The following is a 20468-nucleotide window of genomic DNA, read 5'->3' as shown; positions in this document are numbered from 1 at the left end:
CATTATTTTGCATTCGAAGTAAATTGCGAATGCATACTAGCCAACTTAAATTAAAAGAGTTGTGACCGGATTCTTATTTTCACTAAAAGCCTTATTTCAGGTGCGGATTGCGTGTATCCGTTTCTTCCAGATTTCGCAGCAGAATGGCGAATTCCAGGCTGATGTCTTCCGGCAGGGCGACATACACAATATGCCCGTTACCCGGCGCGACTTCCGTCGGCTGGCCTTTCTTGTTGCGCAGCGCTTCAAGCTTGAACTGAATATTACCCTGTGGCGTCATCATTTCCACGCTATCGCCAACGCTGAATTTATTTTTCACGTCGATTTCAGCCCAACCGTCCACGCGGTTGCCGGTGAATTCGCCGACAAATTGCTGACGGTCGCTGACGGAAAAACCGTATTCGTAGTTTTGCTGCGCGTCATGGGTATGGCGGCGCAGGAAACCTTCGGTATAGCCGCGATGCGCCAGCCCTTCGAGGGTGGAAAGCAGCGCCGGGTCGAAAGGTTTTCCGGAAACGGCGTCGTCGATGGCGCGGCGGTAAACCTGTGCGGTACGCGCGCAGTAATAAAATGACTTGGTGCGGCCTTCAATTTTCAGGGAATGCACACCCATTTTGGTCAGCGCTTCAACATGCTGAATGGCGCGCAAGTCTTTGGAATTCATGATGTACGTGCCGTGTTCATCTTCGAATGCACTCATGTATTCGCCGGGACGCATGGCTTCTTCGAGCATAAACACTTTATCCGTCGGCTGACCGATGCCGAGCGTCGGTTCCGGCGCGTCGACCTGCTGAACCGGGATCGGTTCGTACTGATGCACGATATTGCCGATGGCGTCTTCTTTGCCTTCCTGAACTTTATATTCCCAGCGGCAGGCGTTGGTACAGGTTCCCTGATTCGGATCGCGTTTGTTGATGTAACCGGAGAGCAGGCAGCGGCCGGAATACGCCATACACAGCGCGCCGTGGACGAAAATCTCGATTTCCATGTCCGGCACCTGCGTGCGGATTTCCGCAATCTCTTCCAGCGACAACTCGCGGGACAAAATCACGCGCGTCAGCCCCATTTGCTTCCAGAACTTCACCGTCGCCCAGTTCACCGCGTTTGCCTGTACCGACAGATGAATATCCATCTGCGGGAAAGCTTCGCGAACCATCATGATCAGGCCCGGATCGGACATGATCAGCGCGTCCGGCCCCATGTCGATGACCGGCTGTAAATCGCGGATGAAGGTTTTAAGTTTGGCGTTATGCGGCGCGATATTCACCACGACATAGAATTTTTTACCGAGAGCATGGGCTTCGTTAATGCCGATTTCCAGATTCTGGTGGTTAAATTCGTTATTGCGCACACGCAGGCTGTAGCGCGGCTGTCCGGCGTAAACGGCATCCGCGCCATAGGCGAACGCGTAACGCATATTTTTCAGGGAGCCGGCAGGGGAAAGCAGTTCCGGAACAAAAGAATCAGGGGTAAACATAGTCAATCTCAGTCTGATCACAGGTCAGGGCCGTCCCGGATGCGGGGCGACGAAAGGTCAGAATTGTAACGTCTGAGTTGATCAAAAGCAGCCGGTTAGTGTGGGTATTTCAGCTTTTATGGGGTCAGATCAATTTTTGAATCGGGAGGTTGCAGCGCAGAATGCCGCAACCTCCGCAAAGGAGGAATCAGGCAGTTTGCTGGGTGAGATCGCGGATATCGGCCGTTGGCCCGTTTTTCACAACCGACAGGATGCCTTTTTTCGCGGCGCTTTCCGTGGTGTACATTTCACTCACACCGATAACCTGGTGGTTTTTCGCTTTCAGCACAAAATAAAATTGCCCGTCTTTTGACGGTTTCACTTCGTATTGAGCCTCATGCGGCGCGTTAGCCTGCACCGACGAAATGCCATTTTCCGCCGACGCTTTACTGGCATACATCTCGCTGGTGAGAATAATCTCTCCGTTCCCCGCCTTCAGGTTAAAGTGAAACTGTCCATTCTTCGCTTTTTTCAGATCATAGTGACCGTTAGCCATAAAGGTAATCTCCAGTAGAAGGGTTTTTTCCAGAGATAAGTGTAGTTAAGGGAAACTTTTTCGCGGGGAAAGGGAGTATTTAAGACATTAAATGTGAACTGGCCGACAGACTTTCAGTAACTTTACAAATCTGCGCTGCCGGCCTTTCAGGTATTCAATTCTGTGCGTTACACCAGATGGCAGGGCTCTGCTTCCCAGCGATAACCCACGCCGTAGACGGCGCGGATAAACGCCTTCTCGCCGTCCAGCGATTCGAGTTTCCGCCGCAGGTTTTTGATGTGGCTGTCAATGGTGCGATCCGTTACCACGCGGTAATCGTCATACAGGTTATTAAGCAGGATTTCACGGGTGAAGACATAGCCGGGCTTGACCGACAGCGTTTTCAGCAGACGAAATTCCGCTGGCGTCAGCTCAAGCTCATGCCCCTGGAACGTCGCCTGAAAACGGGCTTCATCAATATGCAGCCCGGTCTCTTTGGTCACATGTTCGTCAGGACGCACACAGCGGCGCAGGATCACTTTCACGCGCGCAACCACTTCACGCGGGCTGTAAGGTTTGCAGATGTAATCATCGGCACCAATTTCCAGCCCGAGCAGGCGGTCGATTTCTTCTGTTTTTGCCGTGACCATCATGATTGGCACATCGGAAAACTGACGGATATCGCGGCAGATGGATAAGCCGCTGCTCCCCGGCAACATCAGATCCAGCAGGATCAGCGCCGGGGGATTGGTTTTCACCTGCGCGATCACTTCGTGGCCGTCGGGCAACCATTGTGTCGCGTAACCCGCCGCTTCGAGATAGTCGATCAGCAGTTGGGCAAGTTTCGGTTCATCTTCCACGATCAGAATTTTTAACGGCGCAGGGCCGGACAATACAGAGTCGTTCATTCAGTTTCTCGGGCCATGTGGAATGGAAAGCGGCAGGACAATCGTTATGCGAACGCCACCCGCCGGAGAGTGGCTGGCGCTTATCTGCCCACCGTGCGCTTCGACAATATTCTGGCAAATTGCCAGACCTAAACCAGAACCACCGCTGGCGCGATTGCGCGAGCCCTCGGTGCGATAAAAACGCTCGAAGATTCGTACCAGCTGTTCATCACTGATGCCAGGTGCGCTGTCCTGGAAATTCAGATGCAGCGATTTATCACGGATTTCGCCGAGAATTTCCAGGCCGCCGTTGGGGTCAGTATAGCGCAGGCTGTTTTCCAGCAAATTATTGAAGAGCTGCGACAGACGCTGCGGGTCCCCAAAGACTTCGGCGCTTTCCGGCAGACGGCTGGTCAGGGTTAGCTGTTTACTGTGGAAGCGGTCGCGCGAACCGGCTTCCGCCAGCTGAATCAGATGCACCACGTCCGTTTCGACTTTGCGGTACGCCAGCGCACCGGCATCCGACAGCGAAAGCTGGTGCAAGTCATCCACCAGTTTCGTGAGGATCGAGACTTCAGATTGCAGGGATTCCAGCGACCCCATCGTCATTTTGCGCACGCCGTCCTGCATCGCTTCCAGCTCGCCGCGCAACACCGCCAGCGGCGTGCGCAGTTCGTGGGAAATATCAGCCATAAAGGCGCGGCGCATCTGCTCGTTTTTTTCCAGCGTCATCGCCAGCTGGTTAAAGTCCTGCGCCAGTTTGCCCAGTTCGTCTTCGCTGTCGACTTCAACGCGCGTGCTGAAATCCCCGGCGGCCAGCTGATGCGTGCCGTTGACCAGACGCTTAACCGGCGCGAGCATTCCCCGCGAAAGTACCCAGGTCACGGCGGCTGCCAGTAGGGCGGTAAACGCCGTGATAATCCAGCTGGTGCGGCTTTGCTGGTGCTCGAAATTGATGTCTGCATCGCGGGTCAGGCGCTCGGCAGGCGTGGAAATCACCGAGCCTATCATCACACCGTCAACGGTCATCACGCGGCGCGGCCCCTGAAGATCAGCAGGAACCGGTTGATCGTAACCGCCGATGCGACGGTCATGGCTGTCGAGGATCCAGAACTTTGTCCGCCATCCCTGCGGCGGCATTTTCTGGCTGCTGTTCTGATCAAATGAGCGCATCAGCTGATAAATCAGGCGGTCATTTTTTTCCAGAAAATCCCAGTTGCCGTGCAGTTTGTACTGCTCTTGCAAGGTGTCGGCCAGCAGTTCAACGCGCGATTCATTACTCTGGCGTATGTAATCGATAAAGCCCCGTTCGAAGCTCATCCGCACGCCCCAGTTCATGGTGATTAACACCAGTGCGCAGGTGCAGAAAATAGCCATAAACAGTTTGGCGGTAATACCTGGTTTCATGATTTTCTCATCGGGTCGGGAGATCCGGCCGCGGCACGGCGGCGATCGATAACGGCATTTTTCTGCATGTCCGGCGGCACTTTCGAAAAGACCCAGGCGGGCAGGGCGATCACCAGCGCCATCGACATATAGCAATACAGGAAAGCAGTGTGCATGGTGCTGCTGTCAGGCGTTATGGCCTGCTGATGCGCGAAGAGGCCAATCAGCAAACCGGCGACGCTGACCCCGAGACTCATCGACAACTGCATAATCATCGACAGCAGGCTGTTGCCGCTGCTGGCCAGACGCGGCGGTAAATCTTTCAGCGTCAGCGTATTCATGGAGGAGAAGCGCAGGGAGTTCACCATGCCCTGGAAGAACAGCACCACCGGAATCATCCACACAGCGCCGTAAATCGCCACCAGCGGGAAGATAAGCGTAATCAGCGCGAGCAGTAAAGTGGCGCTCACCAGCGCGGCGCGATACCCGAGCTGATTCACCAGACGCACGACCACGCGCTTCATCCCCATGCTGCCAAGCACCATCGGGATCATCATCAGCCCGGCGTGGAATGGCGTAAAGCCCATCCCCAGCTGTAAAAATACCGGCGTCATAAACGGCAACATTCCGCTGCCGATGCGGCCTAACAGGCTGCCGATCAGGCCGATTTTAAACGTTGGCGTGTGGAACAGGCGCAGGGAAAACAGCGCGGAAAGATTGCCGCGGGCGTGCATCCAGTAAACGCCTAACGCGCCTAAACCGACGACCACCAGCAGCACTAATTCAAGCGCGCTAAGGCCCATGCTGCGGCTGCCTTCCAGCGCCAGCGTGAGCGTCGCCATACAAACCGCCAGCATGACAAAGCCGCTGATATCAAAGCGCCGTGTCTGCATTTTGTAATTCGGCATAATCATCAGCGTGGCAATACAACCGGCCAGACCGACAGGCAGATTGATCAGGAAAATCCAGTGCCAGCTGGCGTACTGCACCAGAAAACCACCCAGCGCCGGGCCGAGCAGCGGGCCGACCTGGCCGGGCAGGGTGACCATGGTCATGGCGGCCATGTATTCGCTGCGCGGAACGATTTTCAACACCGTCAGCCGCCCGACGGGCACCATCATCGCGCCGCCAATCCCCTGAACGATACGTGACAGTACCAGTTCGCGCAGACTTTCGGACTGCGCGCAGAGTAGTGAACCGACGGTGAACAAAACGATGGCGGAAAAGAAGACCCATTTCACCCCGACTTTATCCGCCAGCCAGCCGCTGGCGGGCAACATCACTGCGACGGTCAGCACATAAGCGACCACCACCGAATGCATATGCAGAGGATTTTCACCCAGGCTGCGGGCCATTGACGGTAACGCAGTATTCACAATCGTAGTGTCGAGCGCCTGCATAAAAAAGCCAAAGGCGACAATCCACAATTGCCAGCGTACCGACGGTGGCAGCGGGGCGGAAGGCGGTAAGGTGTCAGTGTTTTCAGATTTCATGGGTTCGCATCAGCACAATCATTGTCGCGGCATTTCAGGGGGAGTACCACCTTCAGACCAGGCTTACAGTGTAGCCAGAATGCTTCAGCAGAAAATGGAGGAAATAAGGAGAGTCTTTCCCATTTTTTGACAATTCTTCTGACAATAAAGAATAGAGTTTAAGCCTGACATTTTATATCAAAATGCTAAGGTTGACCTTTGATCACGAATCGTTCGCACGCAAAGCATGTTTAATCTGACCTTCTCAAAGGGAGAGAATGATGAGTAAAAGAGAACTGGGCCGTTCAGGAATTCAGGTGCCGTTGCTGACTTTCGGCGGCAATGTGTTTGGCTGGACTGTCGATCAGGCAGCATCCTTTAATCTGCTCGATGCTCTTCTGGATCATAAACTTAACTTTATCGACACCGCTGATGTGTATTCGAGCTGGGTCGAAGGCAACCACGGTGGCGAGTCGGAAACCATTATCGGCAACTGGCTGAAAAAAACCGGCAAGCGCGACCAGATCATTCTTGCGACAAAAGTCGGTAAACCGATGGGTGAAGGGAAAGTTGGCCTGTCGCCACGTTATATCAAAGAAGCGGTGGAAGCTTCTTTGAAACGCCTGCAAACCGACTATATCGATTTGTATCAGTCACATGACGATGATGCGGATACGCCGCTGGCAGAAAGTCTGGCCGCGTTTGATGCGCTGATCAAAGAAGGCAAGGTGCGCGCTATCGGCGCATCCAACTACAGCGCGCCACGTCTGGCCGAAGCGCTGAAAGTCAGCAAGGAAAACGGGCTGGCGCGTTATGAAACGCTGCAACCTCAGTACAATCTTTACGACCGCAAAGTGTATGAAGAAGCGCTGGAAAAAGTCGTGACGGACAATGGCCTTGGCGTGATCAATTTCTATGGGCTGGCTGCCGGATTCCTGACCGGGAAATACCGTACGAAAGCCGACGCCAGCAAAAGTAAACGTGGCGAAAACGTGGTTGCACGTTGCCTGAACGAACGTGGCCTGAAAGTGTTGCAGGGGCTGGATCAGGTCGCAGAAAAACACGGCGCACAGCCGGGTCAGGTTGCGCTGGCCTGGCAAATCGCCCGTCCGAGCATCACGTCCCCGATTGTCAGCGCGACCTCGCTGCAACAGCTCAATGAACTGGCGCAGGCCGCTACGCTGAAACTCGATGATGCCGATATCCGTACGCTTAACGACGCCAGCGCATGGTAACCAAGTCTTTGTAAAACGTAATTTGCCGTATCGCCATAAACAAAAAAACCGCCTTAACATCAGGCGGTTTTTGTTTTTGTGAAGCCGTTAATTAACGGAACAGCGTTTGTGCCCAGCGCGCCAGACCGGCAGTGACCGAGCCAAAATCATTGCCCCCGACCAGCGGGATCCCCGGCAACTGTGCCTGCAATGCGGCACGTAAAAGCGGAGAACGGGCGCTGCCACCGGTCAGATAAATCACATCCGGTTTAATTTCGCTGCTGGCCAGTGCCAGAGCAACCTGTTCCTGAATGCGTTCCAGCGGCTGAGAAATCGCGTCACTCAGCTGCTGCTGGCTGATGGTTTCTGCCAGACCGGATTCAATGAAGTCCATTGTCGCCGTGACGCTTTCGCGCTCGGAGAGGGCAATTTTACTTTCTTCTGCAGCACGCACCAGGCGGTAGCTCAGGCGCTGTTGTTGTACTTTCAGCAGGCGCTTAATGAGATCCGGCTGCGCGGCGTCGCGGATCAAATCACGCAACATGCGGCCATTCGCCACGCTGTAGAAATCCAGCTGTGCAGGAACATCATTGGTTGCAACCGCATTCCAGTAAGGTAATGCCGGGATCGCGATACCTTTTTGCGTTTCGCTGCCCATGCCGAACTGAGGCGTCAGCTGTTTAAACGCGGTCATGATGTCCAGATCGTTACCGCCGACGCGGCAACCACTGTGGCCGAGCAGGCTGTTCTGGCGTTCCGCTTTATCGCGCCACTGCGGGCCCATCAGCAGAACGGAACAGTCGGTCGTTCCGCCGCCGATATCGACGACCAGCACTGTTTTCTCATCTGTCAGGGTGGCTTCAAAATCCAGACCTGCCGCTACCGGCTCAAACTGGAAAGCAATATCACGGAAACCGGCACGTTCAGCGGCGCGCTGTAAAATCCCCTGCGCCTGACTGTTCGCTTCCTCACCGCCCATGCCCTGGAAGTTGATCGGACGGCCAATCACCGTCTGCTCAATGCTTTCCTGCAAAACAGATTCTGCCTGACGTTTGATGTGATACATCATCGCGCAAACCAGATCTTCGAACAGGGCAATCTGCTGTGGCTTCAGGCCGTTTGCGCCAAGAAACGATTTCGGAGAACGAACGAAATACACTTCTTCCGGATCTTCCATGTAGGTCGCCAGCGCCTGCAAACCAAAGTTCACGCTGTTGGCGTTAACCGGAATATCTTCCTCGCGGTTAAAGCTGATACTACGACGCAGCAGCGCCAGATTTTCATCACTGCCTGTCGGCACCTGTCCGTGGCGGTTCAGCCATTCGCTGACAGCTTCACGGGATGGCGCACAGAGCATGGAGGGTAAATAAGGATCATTATTTTCTAACGCCAGAAGTTGGGCGTTATTATCGCGCATCACTGCGACTGAGCAATTCGCTGTACCGTAGTCAAATCCAATAAACATTATTGATCCCCATGCCAAAGAAGGGACGGGACTTTACCGGAGAGGGGCAGATTCATCAAGCAGGAAGGGGGCAGATGTGAGATTTTTAGCCAGCATTTCCCCCTCTTTTTACAGAGAGGGAAATGTACCGGAGATTACTTCAGCAGTGCCTGTGCTTTTGCGACTACGTTATCCACGGTAAAACCGAACTCTTTGAACAGCAGTTCTGCCGGAGCGGATTCGCCGAAGGTGGTCATACCGACAACGTCGCCGTTCAGGCCGACATACTTGTACCAGTAATCTGCAATACCCGCTTCGACCGCCAGACGCGCGGTCACGGCTTTTGGCAGTACGGATTCGCGATACGCCGCGTCTTGTTTGTCGAAGACATCGGTCGACGGGATGGAAACCACGCGCACTTTGGTGCCCGCTGCCGTCAGTTTGTCCGCTGCTTCAACCGTAATGCCCACTTCCGAACCGGTCGCAATCAGGATGATTTCCGGCGTGCCATCGGAATCCTTCAGCACATAACCGCCGCGCGCCACGTTTGCCAGCTGTCCGGCAGTACGCGGTTGTTGCGTCAGGTTCTGGCGGGAGAAGATCAGTGCTGACGGGCCGTCTTTACGCTCAATCGCAGTTTTCCAGGCGATGGCGGATTCGACCTGATCCGCAGGACGCCACAGGCTCATGTTCGGCGTCACACGCAGGCTGGCCATTTGTTCAACCGGCTGGTGCGTCGGGCCGTCTTCGCCCAGACCGATGGAGTCATGGGTATACACGAATATGTTGCGGATTTTCATCAGTGCCGCCATACGTACCGCGTTACGGGCATATTCGACGAACATCAGGAAGGTTGCGGAATAAGGCAGGAAACCGCCGTGCAGGGTGATACCGTTGGAAATTGCGGTCATCCCGAACTCGCGAACGCCGTAATGAATGTAGTTACCGGCCAGATCGTCACCGAGCGATTTTGAACCGGACCACATGGTCAGGTTGCTCGGAGCCAGGTCAGCGGAGCCGCCAAGAAACTCAGGCAGAATTTTGCCAAAGCGTTCCAGCGTATTTTGGGACGCTTTACGGCTGGCGATATTTGCCGGATTAGCCTGCAATTCTTCGATAAATTTCTGCGCTTCGGTTTCCCAGTTAGCCGGCAGTTCGCCGCTGACGCGACGTTCAAATTCAGCCGCCAGTTCAGGATGATCTTTGGCATAAGCCGCGAATTTATCATTCCACGCTTTTTCTTTGGCTTTACCGGCTTCTTTGGCATCCCATGCGGCATAAATATCCTGAGGGATTTCAAACGCCGGATAATTCCAGCCCAGCGCCTTGCGGGTTGACGCCACTTCGTCTGCGCCCAGCGCCGCGCCGTGCGCATCGTGTGTACCGGCTTTATGCGGGGAACCAAAGCCGATCACAGTTTTGCACATCAGCAGGGAAGGCCGGTCGGTGACTTTATGGGATTCTTCAATCGCCGCTTTAATGGCATCTGAATTGTGGCCGTCAACGCCCCGGATCACGTGCCAGCCATAGGCTTCAAAACGTTTAGCTGTGTCATCGGTGAACCAGCCTTCAACGTGGCCGTCGATGGAGATGCCGTTGTCATCATAAAACGCGGTCAGTTTGCCGAGTTTCATGGTGCCAGCCAGCGAGCAGGCTTCATGGGAAATGCCTTCCATCATGCAACCGTCGCCCATAAAGGCATAGGTGTGGTGGTTCACAATGTCGTGATTATCACGGTTAAACTGAGCGGCCAGCGTGCGTTCTGCAATCGCAAAACCGACGGCGTTGGCAATGCCCTGACCCAGCGGGCCGGTGGTGGTTTCAACGCCCGGCGTGTAGCCGTATTCCGGGTGGCCCGGCGTTTTGGAATGCAGCTGGCGGAAGTTTTCCAGCTCTGTCATCGGCAGGTCATAGCCGGTGAGATGCAGCAGGCTGTAAATCAGCATCGAACCGTGGCCGTTGGACAAAATGAAACGGTCGCGGTCTGCCCATTTCGGGTTGGCCGGGTTGTGATTCATGTAATCACGCCACAGCACTTCAGCGATGTCCGCCATGCCCATCGGGGCACCCGGGTGACCGCTGTTTGCTTTCTGGACGGCGTCCATGCTCAGTGCACGGATAGCATTGGCTAGCTCTCTGCGAGAAGGCATATTTTTCTCCGGTTAATGGTCGCTGATTCTGTGCAGCGACCATCGAAAAAAGGGGGATGAAATTACAGTTGAGCGGACAACATGTCTTCGAGTTTCTTCTGGTCGACGGCGAACAGGCGGATGCCTTCGGCCAGTTTCTCGACGGCCATGGCGTCCTGATGATGTTCCCAGAGGAATTCAGCCTGAGTCAGCGGCGCAGGCTTTTTACTGCCCTGCGACGAAGGTTGTAACTTGCGTTCAACCGGCGCGCTGCTGGCTTTAAGCTCTTCAAGCAGGTTTGGTGAAATGGTCAGGCGATCACAACCGGCCAGCGCCAGAATTTGTTCCACTTTACGGAAGCTGGCGCCCATGATCACGGTCTTGTAGTCATGCGCTTTATAGTATTCGTAAATCTCACGGACCGATTTCACGCCCGGATCTTTCTCAACGTCATACGCGGCGTTCGGCTCTTTGGCTTTGTACCAGTCATAGATGCGACCCACGAACGGCGAAATCAGATAAACCCCCGCTTCGGCACAGGCACGCGCCTGAGCAAAGGAGAAAAGTAGCGTCAGGTTACAGTTGATGCCTTCTTTTTCCAGCGCTTCGGCGGCTTTGATACCTTCCCACGTGGAAGCCAGTTTGATCAGGATGCGCGATTTATCGATGCCTTGTCCCTGATAAAGACCGATCAGCTTACGGGCTTTGGCAATGCATTTTTCGGTGTCAAATGACAGGCGGGCATCGACTTCGGTCGAGATGCGCCCCGGCACGCTTTTCAGAATTTCTGCGCCGATGTTCACGGCCAGCTTATCGGTGGCGTTAATCACCTGATCGTCTTTGCTGCCCCCTTGTTTACGGGCATAAGCGACGGCGTCTTTGATCAGATTTTGGTATTGCGGCAGGTCTGCGGCTTTGAGGATCAGCGAAGGATTGGTGGTCGCATCCTGAGGCTCGAAATGACGGATAGATTCAATATCACCACTGTCGGCAACGACAGTCGTTACCTTTTTAAGTGCGTCTAACTGGTTCATCTCTTAGCTCCTTGGCGAAAAAAACGATACAGCAATAAGGTCGTACGACTCTATTTCGTTGGGCTCCTACCCTGCATCATTCGGTTAACAAACTGAATGCGCTTTTTCTGATTGTTGCGATGGGTCATAACAATGGCAGCCCTCGTCGCAGCTCAGACTGCGGGGCGAGAGAGGAAAGCGCAAGGTCAAACTTTAAGCTTAGTCGAAATTTGCGAGACGTCTTCCGTGAACGAAAAGCAAACAATGTAACGGCTAAGTTTTGGTCGTTATCCGGCGTTTATCGTGGCAGGTTATCTATACTGTCATCGGGTAAAACTGATGGTGATGTTGCATCCGTTTCCTGCTGTCTCTACAAAATATAAGAAACAAAAAAGGACCCTACGATGGACGAACAACTCAAGCAAAGCGCACTCGATTTTCATGAGTTTCCGGTGCCCGGAAAAATTCAGGTTTCGCCAACCAAGCCTCTGGCCACGCAGCGCGATCTGGCGCTGGCGTACTCTCCGGGCGTGGCGGCGCCCTGTCTGGAAATCGCTAAAGATCCGCTTGCGGCCTATAAATACACCGCACGCGGAAATCTGGTAGCGGTGATTTCCAACGGCACCGCGGTACTCGGGCTGGGCAATATCGGGGCGCTGGCCGGAAAACCGGTGATGGAAGGTAAGGGCGTTTTGTTCAAGAAATTTGCAGGTATTGATGTTTTTGATATCGAGGTGGACGAGCTTGATCCCGACAAACTGATCGAAGTGATCGCCGCGCTTGAACCGACGTTTGGCGGTATCAATCTCGAAGACATCAAAGCGCCTGAGTGTTTTTACATTGAGAGCAAACTGCGTGAGCGAATGAATATTCCGGTATTTCACGACGATCAGCACGGGACGGCAATCATCTGTACGGCGGCGGTGCTCAACGGTTTACGCGTGGTCGGGAAAGATATTTCGGATGTGCGGCTGGTGGTGTCCGGTGCCGGTGCGTCGGCCATTGCCTGCCTGAATTTGCTGGTAGCGCTCGGGCTGAAACGCCACAACATCACGGCCTGTGATTCCCGCGGCGTGATTTATCAGGGCCGCGAAGAGAACATGGCCGAAACCAAAGCGGCCTATGCCATTGAGGACAACGGGCAGCGCACTCTGGCGGATGCGATACCGGGTGCGGATATTTTCCTCGGCTGTTCCGGCCCTGGCGTACTGACACAGGACATGGTGAAAACCATGGCGAAATCCCCGCTGATTCTGGCGCTGGCAAACCCCGAACCAGAAATCCTGCCGCCGCTGGCGAAAGCGGTGCGCCCGGATGCGATTATCTGCACGGGTCGTTCGGATTACCCGAATCAGGTGAACAATGTCCTGTGCTTCCCGTTCATTTTCCGCGGTGCGCTGGACGTCGGGGCTACGACCATCAACGAGGAAATGAAGCTGGCCTGCGTGCACGCGATTGCCGATCTGGCGATGGCGGAGCAAAGCGATGTGGTCGCGTCGGCTTACGGGGAAGAAGAGCTTTCATTTGGCCCGGATTACATCATTCCCAAACCTTTTGACCCGCGCCTGATTGTGAAAATTGCGCCTGCGGTAGCGAAAGCGGCGATGGATTCCGGCGTGGCAACGCGGCCGATTCCGGACTTCGATGCCTATGTCGAAAAGCTGTCGGAGTTTGTCTACAAAACCAATCTGTTTATGAAGCCGATTTTCTCTCAGGCCAAAAAAGACGCCCGTCGGGTGGTGATGGCCGAAGGGGAAGAGGAGCGCGTTTTGCAGGCGACGCAGGAGCTGATTTCTCTGGGATTGGCAAAACCAATTCTGGTCGGGCGGCCAAGCGTGATCGAGATGCGTATCAAGAAACTCGGTTTGCAGATTGAAGCTGGCCGGGATTTTGAAGTGGTGAATAACGAATCAGATCCGCGTTTCAACGAATACTGGCGTGAATACTATGAGCTGATGAAACGGCGCGGCGTGTCGCAGGAGCAGGCGCGGCGGGCGGTTATCGGCAATCCTACGCTGATTTCCGCCATCATGCTGCTGCGCGGCGAGGCTGACGCAATGATTTGCGGAACGGTCGGTACCTATCACGAGCATTACGATATCGTTGAAAAAGTGTTCGGGTTCCGCGAGGGCGCACACGTTGCCGGCGCGATGAATGCGTTGCTGCTGCCGAGCGGGAATACGTTTATTGCGGACACTTACGTCAATGATGATCCGACTGCAGAACAGCTGGCCGAAATCACGCTAATGGCGGCGGAAACGGTACGGCGGTTTGGTATCGAACCAAAAGTGGCTCTGCTGTCGCATTCCAGTTTTGGCACTTCTGACAGCCCGGCAGCGCTCAAAATGCGGCGGACGCTGGAGCTGGTGAATGCGCGTGAACCTTTGCTTGAAATAGACGGCGAGATGCACGGCGACGCAGCGCTGGTCGAAAGTATCCGGCAGGACATCATGCCGGACAGCCCGTTAAAAGGGGCGGCGAATATCCTGATCATGCCAAACATGGAATCGGCGCGTATCAGCTATAACTTGCTGCGGGTGTCGAGTTCGGAAGGGGTCACGGTAGGGCCGGTGTTAATGGGCGTGGCGAAACCGGTGCATATTCTGACGCCGATCGCTTCGGTCAGACGCATTGTGAATATGGTGGCTTTAGCGGTAGTGGAAGCGCAAACCGAGCCTCTTTAATTTCCCCGTCATCCTTCGCGCTGCAGATGCGTTGGCTGCACTCGTGAACCCGAATCACTGACCTGTGTCAGCTCATCGGGTTTGCTCAATTGCCGCCTTTTTGCAGCACGAATGATTTAGGGGAAAGCTTCTCTTCCTAAGTAAATCAGTATTTCACTTCGCCGATACGCTCGAGCGCATCAACGATTAAATCCCAGAAACGCTGATGGTCGAGTTTTACCGCGACCTGCGTATGGCAATCGGGCGGCGGCGGTGAACGGAAGTCAGCAACCGTCATGCCGAGCGTTAAGGTGCCGGTTAGCTCAATGTCTACCGGGACTTTTTGTACGGTCATTACGTTCGGGTCGATGACGTAGGCCACGGCGCACGGATCATGAACCGGCGGGGAGTCAAAGCCCTGGCGATCTTTGTAGCTCAGGCCGAAGAAATCGAGCAACTCACCGACGAATTTCGCCGGTTGTGTGCCGACAGCGGCGATTCGTGCGGCCACTTCTGGTGTGGCTAATGCCTGATGCGTGAGGTCTAGCCCGACCATGGTCAGCGGCCATTTTTCGTTGAAAACAATGTGCGCGGCTTCGGGATCAATCTTGATATTGAATTCAGCCACGGCGCTCCAGTTACCCACATGGTAACCGCCGCCCATCAGTACGACTTCTTTCACGCGTTCGGCGATGCGCGGTTCTTTTCGCACGGCCATGGCGATATTGGTCAGGCCGCCGGTCGGGACCAGCGTGATGGTTTTGGGCGGATGCGACATGATCAAATCAATGATCAGGTCGATGGCATGAACGGGTTCAAGCGTGATGGCCGCTTCCGGTAAAACCGGGCCGTCAAGGCCGGATTCTCCATGGATTTCGTCGGCCACTTCGATTTGCCGCACCAGCGGGCGGGTGGCTCCGGCGGCAAACGGGACGCCGGTCAGGTTGATGACGCGGGCAACGGCCAGCGCATTACGGGTGACTTTTTCCAGCGTCTGATTGCCGACCACGGTGGTGACGGCGAGCAGTTCGATATCGGGATTCCCGTGGGCGAGTAACATCGCGATGGCATCGTCGTGCCCCGGATCGCAATCCAGTATGATCTTTTTGACCATTTTTATTATTCCTTTAAATGTAGTGGTACAGCAGGTTCCTCTGACCGGATTTTAGCGTTTGGCCTGTTGCAGCCACTTATCCAGTTCATTGGCGAATTGCTGGCGGTCACGCTGATTAAGCGCAGGCGGTCCGCCGGTTTGCACGCCGCTGGCGCGCATGGTGTCCATAAAATCGCGCATGTTCAGGCGTTCTTTAATGGTTTCAGTGGTGTAACGCTCGCCGCGCGGGTTCAGCGCAACGCCCCCTTTTTCGATGACTTCCGCCGCCAGCGGAATATCCGCAGTGACCACCAGATCACCGGGTTCGGTGCGTTTGACGATTTCGTTATCGGCGACGTCAAAACCTGCTTCGACGCGCAGGGTTCGCAGGAATTTCGACGGTGGCGTGCGGATCGTCTGGTTTGCCACCAGCGTCACCATCATGCCGGTGCGTTCGGCGGCGCGGAACAACACTTCTTTGATTACGTTCGGACAGGCATCTGCATCAACCCAGATTTGCATCAGCGTTTCTCCCCGTTCAGCCAGTCGCGAACCGGCAGGAAATAGGTGTACAGCGCGGCTTCCGGGCTGCCTGCTTCCGGCTGATAACTATATTCCCAGCGAACCAGCGGCGGCATGGACATCAGAATTGACTCCGTGCGGCCTCCGGTTTGCAGGCCGAACAACGTGCCACGATCCCACACCAGATTGAATTCCACATAGCGGCCACGACGGTAAAGCTGGAACTGGCGTTCACGTTCTCCCCACGGCATCGCTTTGCGTTTTTCGACGACCGGCAGATAGGCGTCGGTGAAGCCGTTGCCCACCGCCTGCATGAACGCAAAGCAGGTGTCAAAATCTGGTGTATTCAGGTCATCAAAGAATAATCCGCCGATGCCGCGCGCTTCATTGCGGTGTTTGATAAAGAAGTAATCGTCACACCATTTTTTGTATTTCGGATACACGTCGTCGCCGAACGGCTGACAAAGTTGTTGTGCGGTCTGATGCCAGTGGCGGGCATCTTCTTCAAAACCGTAGTAAGGCGTGAGGTCAAAACCGCCACCGAACCACCACACCGGCGCTTCACCGGGCTTTTCCGCAATGAAGAAACGCACGTTGGCATGGCTGGTGGGCACGTAAGGATTGAGCGGATGAATAACCAGCGAAACGCCCATTGCCTGGAAACTGCGACCTGCCAGCTCAGGACGATGCGCGGTGGCTGATGCGGGCAATGTGGCACCGGAAACGTGCGAGAAATTCACCCCCGCCTGTTCGAAGACTGCGCCGCTGGTCAATACCCGGCTCTGGCCGCCACCGCCTTCTTCGCGAACCCACTGGTCTTGCGCGAACTGGCCTTTGCCATCGGCGGCAGCCAGCTGCTGGCAGATGTGGTCCTGAAGCTTGAGCAGGAAGGTTTTGACTTGTTGTATGTCGGGGATCGATTGGCTCACGGGCAAACTCACAGACGTTGACTGAAAAGACATTCAGCGCCTTGCGGGCGCTGAATGATAAAAAAGTGGTGGTTATTATAACCCCAAAACCTGTCGGATCGCCCAGAACAACCCGCGCATCTGCGGCGCGAAGCAGGAAGGTTATCGTGGCTTACGTTCGTTGGCGTCGAAATAGCTGAAGAAATTCACAATTCCCTGAGAAATGGCCTGCGCGATTTCACGGCGGAACGCGGTGGTGCTGAGCAGCTGTTCTTCCTGATGATTGGTGATGAACGAGGTTTCTACCAGAATCGACGGAATTGACGGGGATTTCAGCACGGCGAACGCCGCCTGTTCTGTCTGCTGGCTGTGCAGATGGTGGATCGGACGGATCCTTTCGAGAACGTGATGGCCGAGCGTCAGACTGTTTTTAATGGTGTCGGTCTGGACCAGATCGAAAAGCACCTGTTGCAGATAATTATTGTCTTCTTTGGCGTATTTCGCGCCCGCAACCAGATCGGCATCGTTCTCTTTTTTCGACATATACCGTGCCATAGCGCTGCTCGCACCGCGGTTTGACAGCGCAAATACCGATGCACCGGAAGCGCTCGGGCTGGTGTAACCGTCGGCATGAATCGAGACAAATAAATCAGCCTGATGCTGATGTGCCAATTCCACACGCTGATAAAGCGGAATGAAGTGGTCTGAATCGCGCGTCAGCCGGACCTCAATGTGGCTCTGATCGCCGAGGAATTCACGCACGTAGTTGGCGATTTCCAGCACCACATGCTTTTCTTCTGAGCCTTCATGGCCGACAGCACCGGAATCAATCCCGCCGTGGCCGGGGTCAATCATCACCAGCTTTTTAGCGCCTGGCGGTTTCGGTGCCGGGGCAGATTTCGTGATGTGTTCCTGCTGCGCGGCGCTGGCGGAACGGGAACCAAACGCGGCAATCGCAAGCCCCAGGCCGGACAGCAACAATTGGCGACGGGTGGCGGCAGCGGGAAGAGGCTGGAAATGCAAAAATTTGTTCAGGGGGTTTAACATCAGTCCATTACCGTCAGAAAAAAAGCAGAATGCCTTATGTTATAGAGTATCTATTTTATAGTTTCGATCTGAGAACTATTACTTTTTATGAATAATGTGTCGCGAATGAATATTTCGACGAATAAATATCTGTTCAGTGAATGGCTTATAAGATCCATAACCGGTGAAATTCATCGATAAAATACGGTCGTTTATCCTCCAGCTTGTGATTTTGATGTTGCGTATCAAGCAGATCACGCGATAATTAAATAAACCCTCATTAACAGCGGCGAACAGTGATGGAAATTCGCGTATACCGTCAAGAAGATTTCGAAGAAGTTCTGACCTTATGGGAGCGCTGCGATCTGCTGCGTCCGTGGAATGATCCTGAACTGGATATTGAACGCAAAATTAACCACAGCCCGGAGTTTTTCCTGGTGGCGGAAGTCGGTGGTGAAGTGGTAGGTACGCTGATGGGTGGCTACGACGGCCATCGTGGCTCGGCGAATTATCTGGGAGTTCACCCGGATTATCGCGGGCGCGGGATTGCGAACGCGCTGGTGAATCGTCTCGAAAAGAAACTGATTGCGCGCGGCTGCCCGAAAATGAATTTAATGGTGCGTGCCGAAAATGATGCGGTAGTCAGCATGTATGAAAAACTGGGTTACGAGATTTCAGATACGTTATTGCTCGGCAAGCGTCTGATTGAAGATCAGGAATACTGAAACCCCGTTGAATTCCGGCAATAACAGATAATAAAAAGCCCCGGCGGATAACTCACCGCCGGGGCTTTTTTACGTCAAATGCTTAACGAGCGATTACTTGATCACTTTTACGCTTTTGACGTCCACTTCCACAGAGTTCCAGTCTTTATCGACTTTACCTTCAATGCGGATTTTATCTTTTGGCGAGACGTTCTGACCCTGCCAGCGTTTACCGTCGATCTCCACGTTGAGCGTACCGGTGCTGTCGCGGAAAATATATTTGTCGTGATCGACGCGCTGATCGAGGAAGCCTTCGAGCATCACCCACTGCTCGTCTTTCATCGTCTGCACATCTTTCACTGTGCTGAGCGCGGTAGTGCCGGTGAATCCACCCTGTGCCGCCGGTTGTGTTTGGGCTTCCTGCGCGGAAGGGCCGCTGAACCCGCCTGTTTGTTGTGCGAACGCTGTCGCTGAACAAAGTGTAATGAGGGTTGCCAGAGTGATCTTCTTCATCATAATAGGTCGTCCTTAATTTAACGTTTCCAGAGTACATTCCGGCAACAGTGAGATTTTTAAAGCCTGTTGCCGCGTTGAGAAACAGTAAAGCAGATTGTTCTTAACAGTTTCTTAAGCTGCGTTGATTATTGTTCAATTTCACTTTGTTTGAAGGAATGTGTTTCACGTTTATGAATCCGGATGATTATAACGATCACGGTATGTTGCGGTTACCTCTGTGGTTCTGGACAATCCTGATTTTGCAGGCCCGCACGTGGCTGCTGTTCGTCATGGCGGGTGCCTCGCGCCAGCAGGGCAGCGATATGCTGTCGCTGTTTTACCCTGATCCGCAGAGTTTCTGGTCCGGGATGTTGCTGGGTTTACCGCCCGCACTGGTTTTCCTGCTGAGCGGACGCCGGCATCTGTGGCCACGCACCTGGCAGGCGGGGTACTGGCTATTGCTGGCGGGGATGTTCGCGACCTTTGCCTTGCAGGGTTTAGGCGTGTGGCAAAGTACCGATACTCTGTCGGCGATGGATATCATACTGGCGCTGCTCGATGCGGCCGCGCTGGCGTACTGGTTGCTCAGCCGCCGTTTGCGCGCCTGTTTCGATGCCGCGCGCCGTCTGGCCTGATGCCATTTCCCAGCCCGCGCTGAACTTTTTCGGAAAGAAAGTACTCGAACTGGCGCTTAACAACGATTTCCAAATAATAAATACGCTGCTGATTTATCCGTCAGGCCGCCCCGGTTTGCGGAAATTTGCAGGAAAGGAGTGTACCGAATGACTGTTCGCTTACGGGCCCGCCCGATGTTGCTGGCGTTACCGCTTTTTCTCGCCGGTTGCTCGTCAATGCCGTCCATGCCGCATATGTCATGGTCAGGTCTGAACCCGCTTAACTGGTTTGGCAGCAGCCTGACCGTGACCGATCAGGGCGTTGGCGGTATCACGGCCAGCACGCCACTGACGGAAACCGCCATCAAAGACGGGCTCAACGGTAACTATTCCCTGCGCAGCGGTATGTCGATGAGTGATGGCAAAATGCTGAGCTTCTTCCAGGCGATGGACGGCAAAGACGTGAAATTGTCCGTCAGCGGCGAGCCGAAAGGTAACGTGCAGCGGGTGGATGTGATGGATCCTGAAGTGGCGAGCGAGTGGGGCGTGAAAATTGGCACGTCGTTCAGCGATCTCTATACCAAAGCGTTTGATTCGTGCGTGAAAGGTGAAGGCGACGATGCGCAGAACGTGGAGTGTAAAGCGCCGCAAAGCGCGCATGTCACCTATGTGTTTAGCGGGATCTGGCACGGCCCGGAATCCCTGATGCCTTCTGACGACGCCCTGAAAGACTGGAAAGTCAGCAAAATCGTCTGGCGCGCGAATCCGCTGCAAACCGGTCAGGCGCAGTAACGCCGCTTTTCCCTTCCCGGCGCTTTAGCCTGCAAAAGAAGCCCTCAATGCCTTGCCTTCGCGCAAGGCATTTTTATTGACATCCGGTATGATGGCGCCGGTCAATTTAACGAGG

Annotated in this window: 18 protein-coding genes; 5 read left to right on the top strand and 13 right to left on the bottom strand. The window is 54.4% G+C overall.

All coding sequences use genetic code 11. The annotated features are described in order from the left end of the window. Positions 1-91 precede the first annotated feature (91 nt). The 5 genes from trhP to mdtD all read right to left on the bottom strand — a co-directional run bounded on the left by trhP (position 92) and on the right by mdtD (position 5757). Entirely contained in the window at positions 92-1477 is a 1386-nt protein-coding gene (trhP, locus tag GW579_RS08200) for a prephenate-dependent tRNA uridine(34) hydroxylase TrhP (RefSeq protein WP_165058454.1), read from the bottom strand. Positions 1478-1664: 187 nt separating this feature from the next. Next, positions 1665-2012: a YegP family protein gene (locus tag GW579_RS08195; protein WP_152324535.1), complete on the bottom strand. Its 348-nt coding sequence runs from the start codon at positions 2010-2012 to the stop codon at positions 1665-1667. 167 nt (positions 2013-2179) lie between these two features. Beyond that, positions 2180-2899 (bottom strand): envelope stress response regulator BaeR, encoded by a 720-nt coding sequence (gene baeR, locus GW579_RS08190; protein ID WP_152324534.1) that lies wholly within the window; start codon positions 2897-2899, stop codon positions 2180-2182. Next, positions 2900-4285 (bottom strand): envelope stress sensor histidine kinase BaeS, encoded by a 1386-nt coding sequence (gene baeS / locus GW579_RS08185; RefSeq protein ID WP_165058452.1) that lies wholly within the window; start codon positions 4283-4285, stop codon positions 2900-2902. After that, complete coding sequence (gene mdtD / locus GW579_RS08180) at positions 4282-5757, bottom strand: multidrug transporter subunit MdtD (RefSeq protein ID WP_152324532.1); 1476 nt, start codon at positions 5755-5757, stop codon at positions 4282-4284. Before mdtD ends, baeS begins: the two co-directional genes overlap by 4 nt. 260 nt (positions 5758-6017) lie before the next feature. Between mdtD and GW579_RS08175 the strand changes: the two genes are divergently transcribed. Next, entirely contained in the window at positions 6018-6971 is a 954-nt protein-coding gene (locus GW579_RS08175; RefSeq protein ID WP_152324727.1) for an aldo/keto reductase, read from the top strand. A gap of 91 nt (positions 6972-7062) precedes the next feature. Here GW579_RS08175 and yegD read toward each other — a convergent pair whose 3' ends face one another. The 3 genes from yegD to tal form a co-directional block, all read right to left on the bottom strand. Next, positions 7063-8415 carry a molecular chaperone gene (gene yegD, locus GW579_RS08170; protein ID WP_165058451.1) on the bottom strand — a complete coding sequence of 451 codons (1353 nt, stop codon included), beginning with the start codon at positions 8413-8415 and terminating at the stop codon, positions 7063-7065. Positions 8416-8549: 134 nt separating this feature from the next. Next, positions 8550-10544: a transketolase gene (gene tkt, locus GW579_RS08165; RefSeq protein ID WP_165058450.1), complete on the bottom strand. Its 1995-nt coding sequence runs from the start codon at positions 10542-10544 to the stop codon at positions 8550-8552. Positions 10545-10606: 62 nt separating this feature from the next. Then, entirely contained in the window at positions 10607-11557 is a 951-nt protein-coding gene (gene tal / locus GW579_RS08160; RefSeq protein ID WP_152324529.1) for a transaldolase, read from the bottom strand. Positions 11558-11940: 383 nt separating this feature from the next. Here tal and maeB point away from each other — a divergent pair, with 383 nt between their 5' ends. Then, a complete protein-coding gene (gene maeB / locus GW579_RS08155; RefSeq protein ID WP_152324528.1) occupies positions 11941-14220 on the top strand; it encodes an NADP-dependent oxaloacetate-decarboxylating malate dehydrogenase in 2280 nt (759 codons plus the stop codon). Between the two features lie 145 nt (positions 14221-14365). On the opposite strand, the gene uriH is transcribed toward maeB, so the two are convergent. The 4 genes from uriH to amiA form a co-directional block, all read right to left on the bottom strand. Continuing rightward, positions 14366-15313 (bottom strand): uridine-preferring nucleoside hydrolase UriH, encoded by a 948-nt coding sequence (gene uriH / locus GW579_RS08150; protein ID WP_104921112.1) that lies wholly within the window; start codon positions 15311-15313, stop codon positions 14366-14368. 51 nt (positions 15314-15364) lie between these two features. After that, the gene (locus GW579_RS08145) at positions 15365-15814 is read right to left on the bottom strand and encodes a YaiI/YqxD family protein (RefSeq protein WP_101076283.1); all 450 of its coding nucleotides are present in this window, start codon (positions 15812-15814) and stop codon (positions 15365-15367) included. Next, a complete protein-coding gene (gene hemF / locus GW579_RS08140) occupies positions 15814-16776 on the bottom strand; it encodes an oxygen-dependent coproporphyrinogen oxidase (protein WP_165058448.1) in 963 nt (320 codons plus the stop codon). The genes GW579_RS08145 and hemF overlap by 1 nt, the downstream gene beginning before the upstream one ends. Positions 16777-16884: 108 nt before the next feature. Next, positions 16885-17769 carry an N-acetylmuramoyl-L-alanine amidase AmiA gene (amiA, locus tag GW579_RS08135; RefSeq protein ID WP_165058446.1) on the bottom strand — a complete coding sequence of 295 codons (885 nt, stop codon included), beginning with the start codon at positions 17767-17769 and terminating at the stop codon, positions 16885-16887. Positions 17770-18047: 278 nt separating this feature from the next. Here amiA and GW579_RS08130 point away from each other — a divergent pair, with 278 nt between their 5' ends. Next, complete coding sequence (locus GW579_RS08130) at positions 18048-18473, top strand: GNAT family acetyltransferase (RefSeq protein ID WP_013574419.1); 426 nt, start codon at positions 18048-18050, stop codon at positions 18471-18473. A gap of 93 nt (positions 18474-18566) precedes the next feature. Here GW579_RS08130 and GW579_RS08125 read toward each other — a convergent pair whose 3' ends face one another. Beyond that, a complete protein-coding gene (locus tag GW579_RS08125) occupies positions 18567-18965 on the bottom strand; it encodes a YgiW/YdeI family stress tolerance OB fold protein (protein WP_206738840.1) in 399 nt (132 codons plus the stop codon). Positions 18966-19138: 173 nt separating this feature from the next. Here GW579_RS08125 and GW579_RS08120 point away from each other — a divergent pair, with 173 nt between their 5' ends. Together GW579_RS08120 and GW579_RS08115 are read left to right on the top strand one after the other, a co-directional pair. Continuing rightward, the gene (locus tag GW579_RS08120) at positions 19139-19582 is read left to right on the top strand and encodes a DUF2919 domain-containing protein (RefSeq protein WP_165058442.1); all 444 of its coding nucleotides are present in this window, start codon (positions 19139-19141) and stop codon (positions 19580-19582) included. A gap of 147 nt (positions 19583-19729) precedes the next feature. Then, a complete protein-coding gene (locus tag GW579_RS08115; RefSeq protein ID WP_165058440.1) occupies positions 19730-20353 on the top strand; it encodes an RpoE-regulated lipoprotein in 624 nt (207 codons plus the stop codon). Positions 20354-20468: the final 115 nt, after the last annotated feature.

Source organism: Rahnella contaminans (assembly GCF_011065485.1).
In the GTDB taxonomy this organism is placed as follows: domain Bacteria; phylum Pseudomonadota; class Gammaproteobacteria; order Enterobacterales; family Enterobacteriaceae; genus Rahnella; species Rahnella contaminans.
The sequence above is the reverse complement of the archived record's forward strand: the minus strand, read 5'-3'. Positions and strand labels throughout refer to the sequence as shown.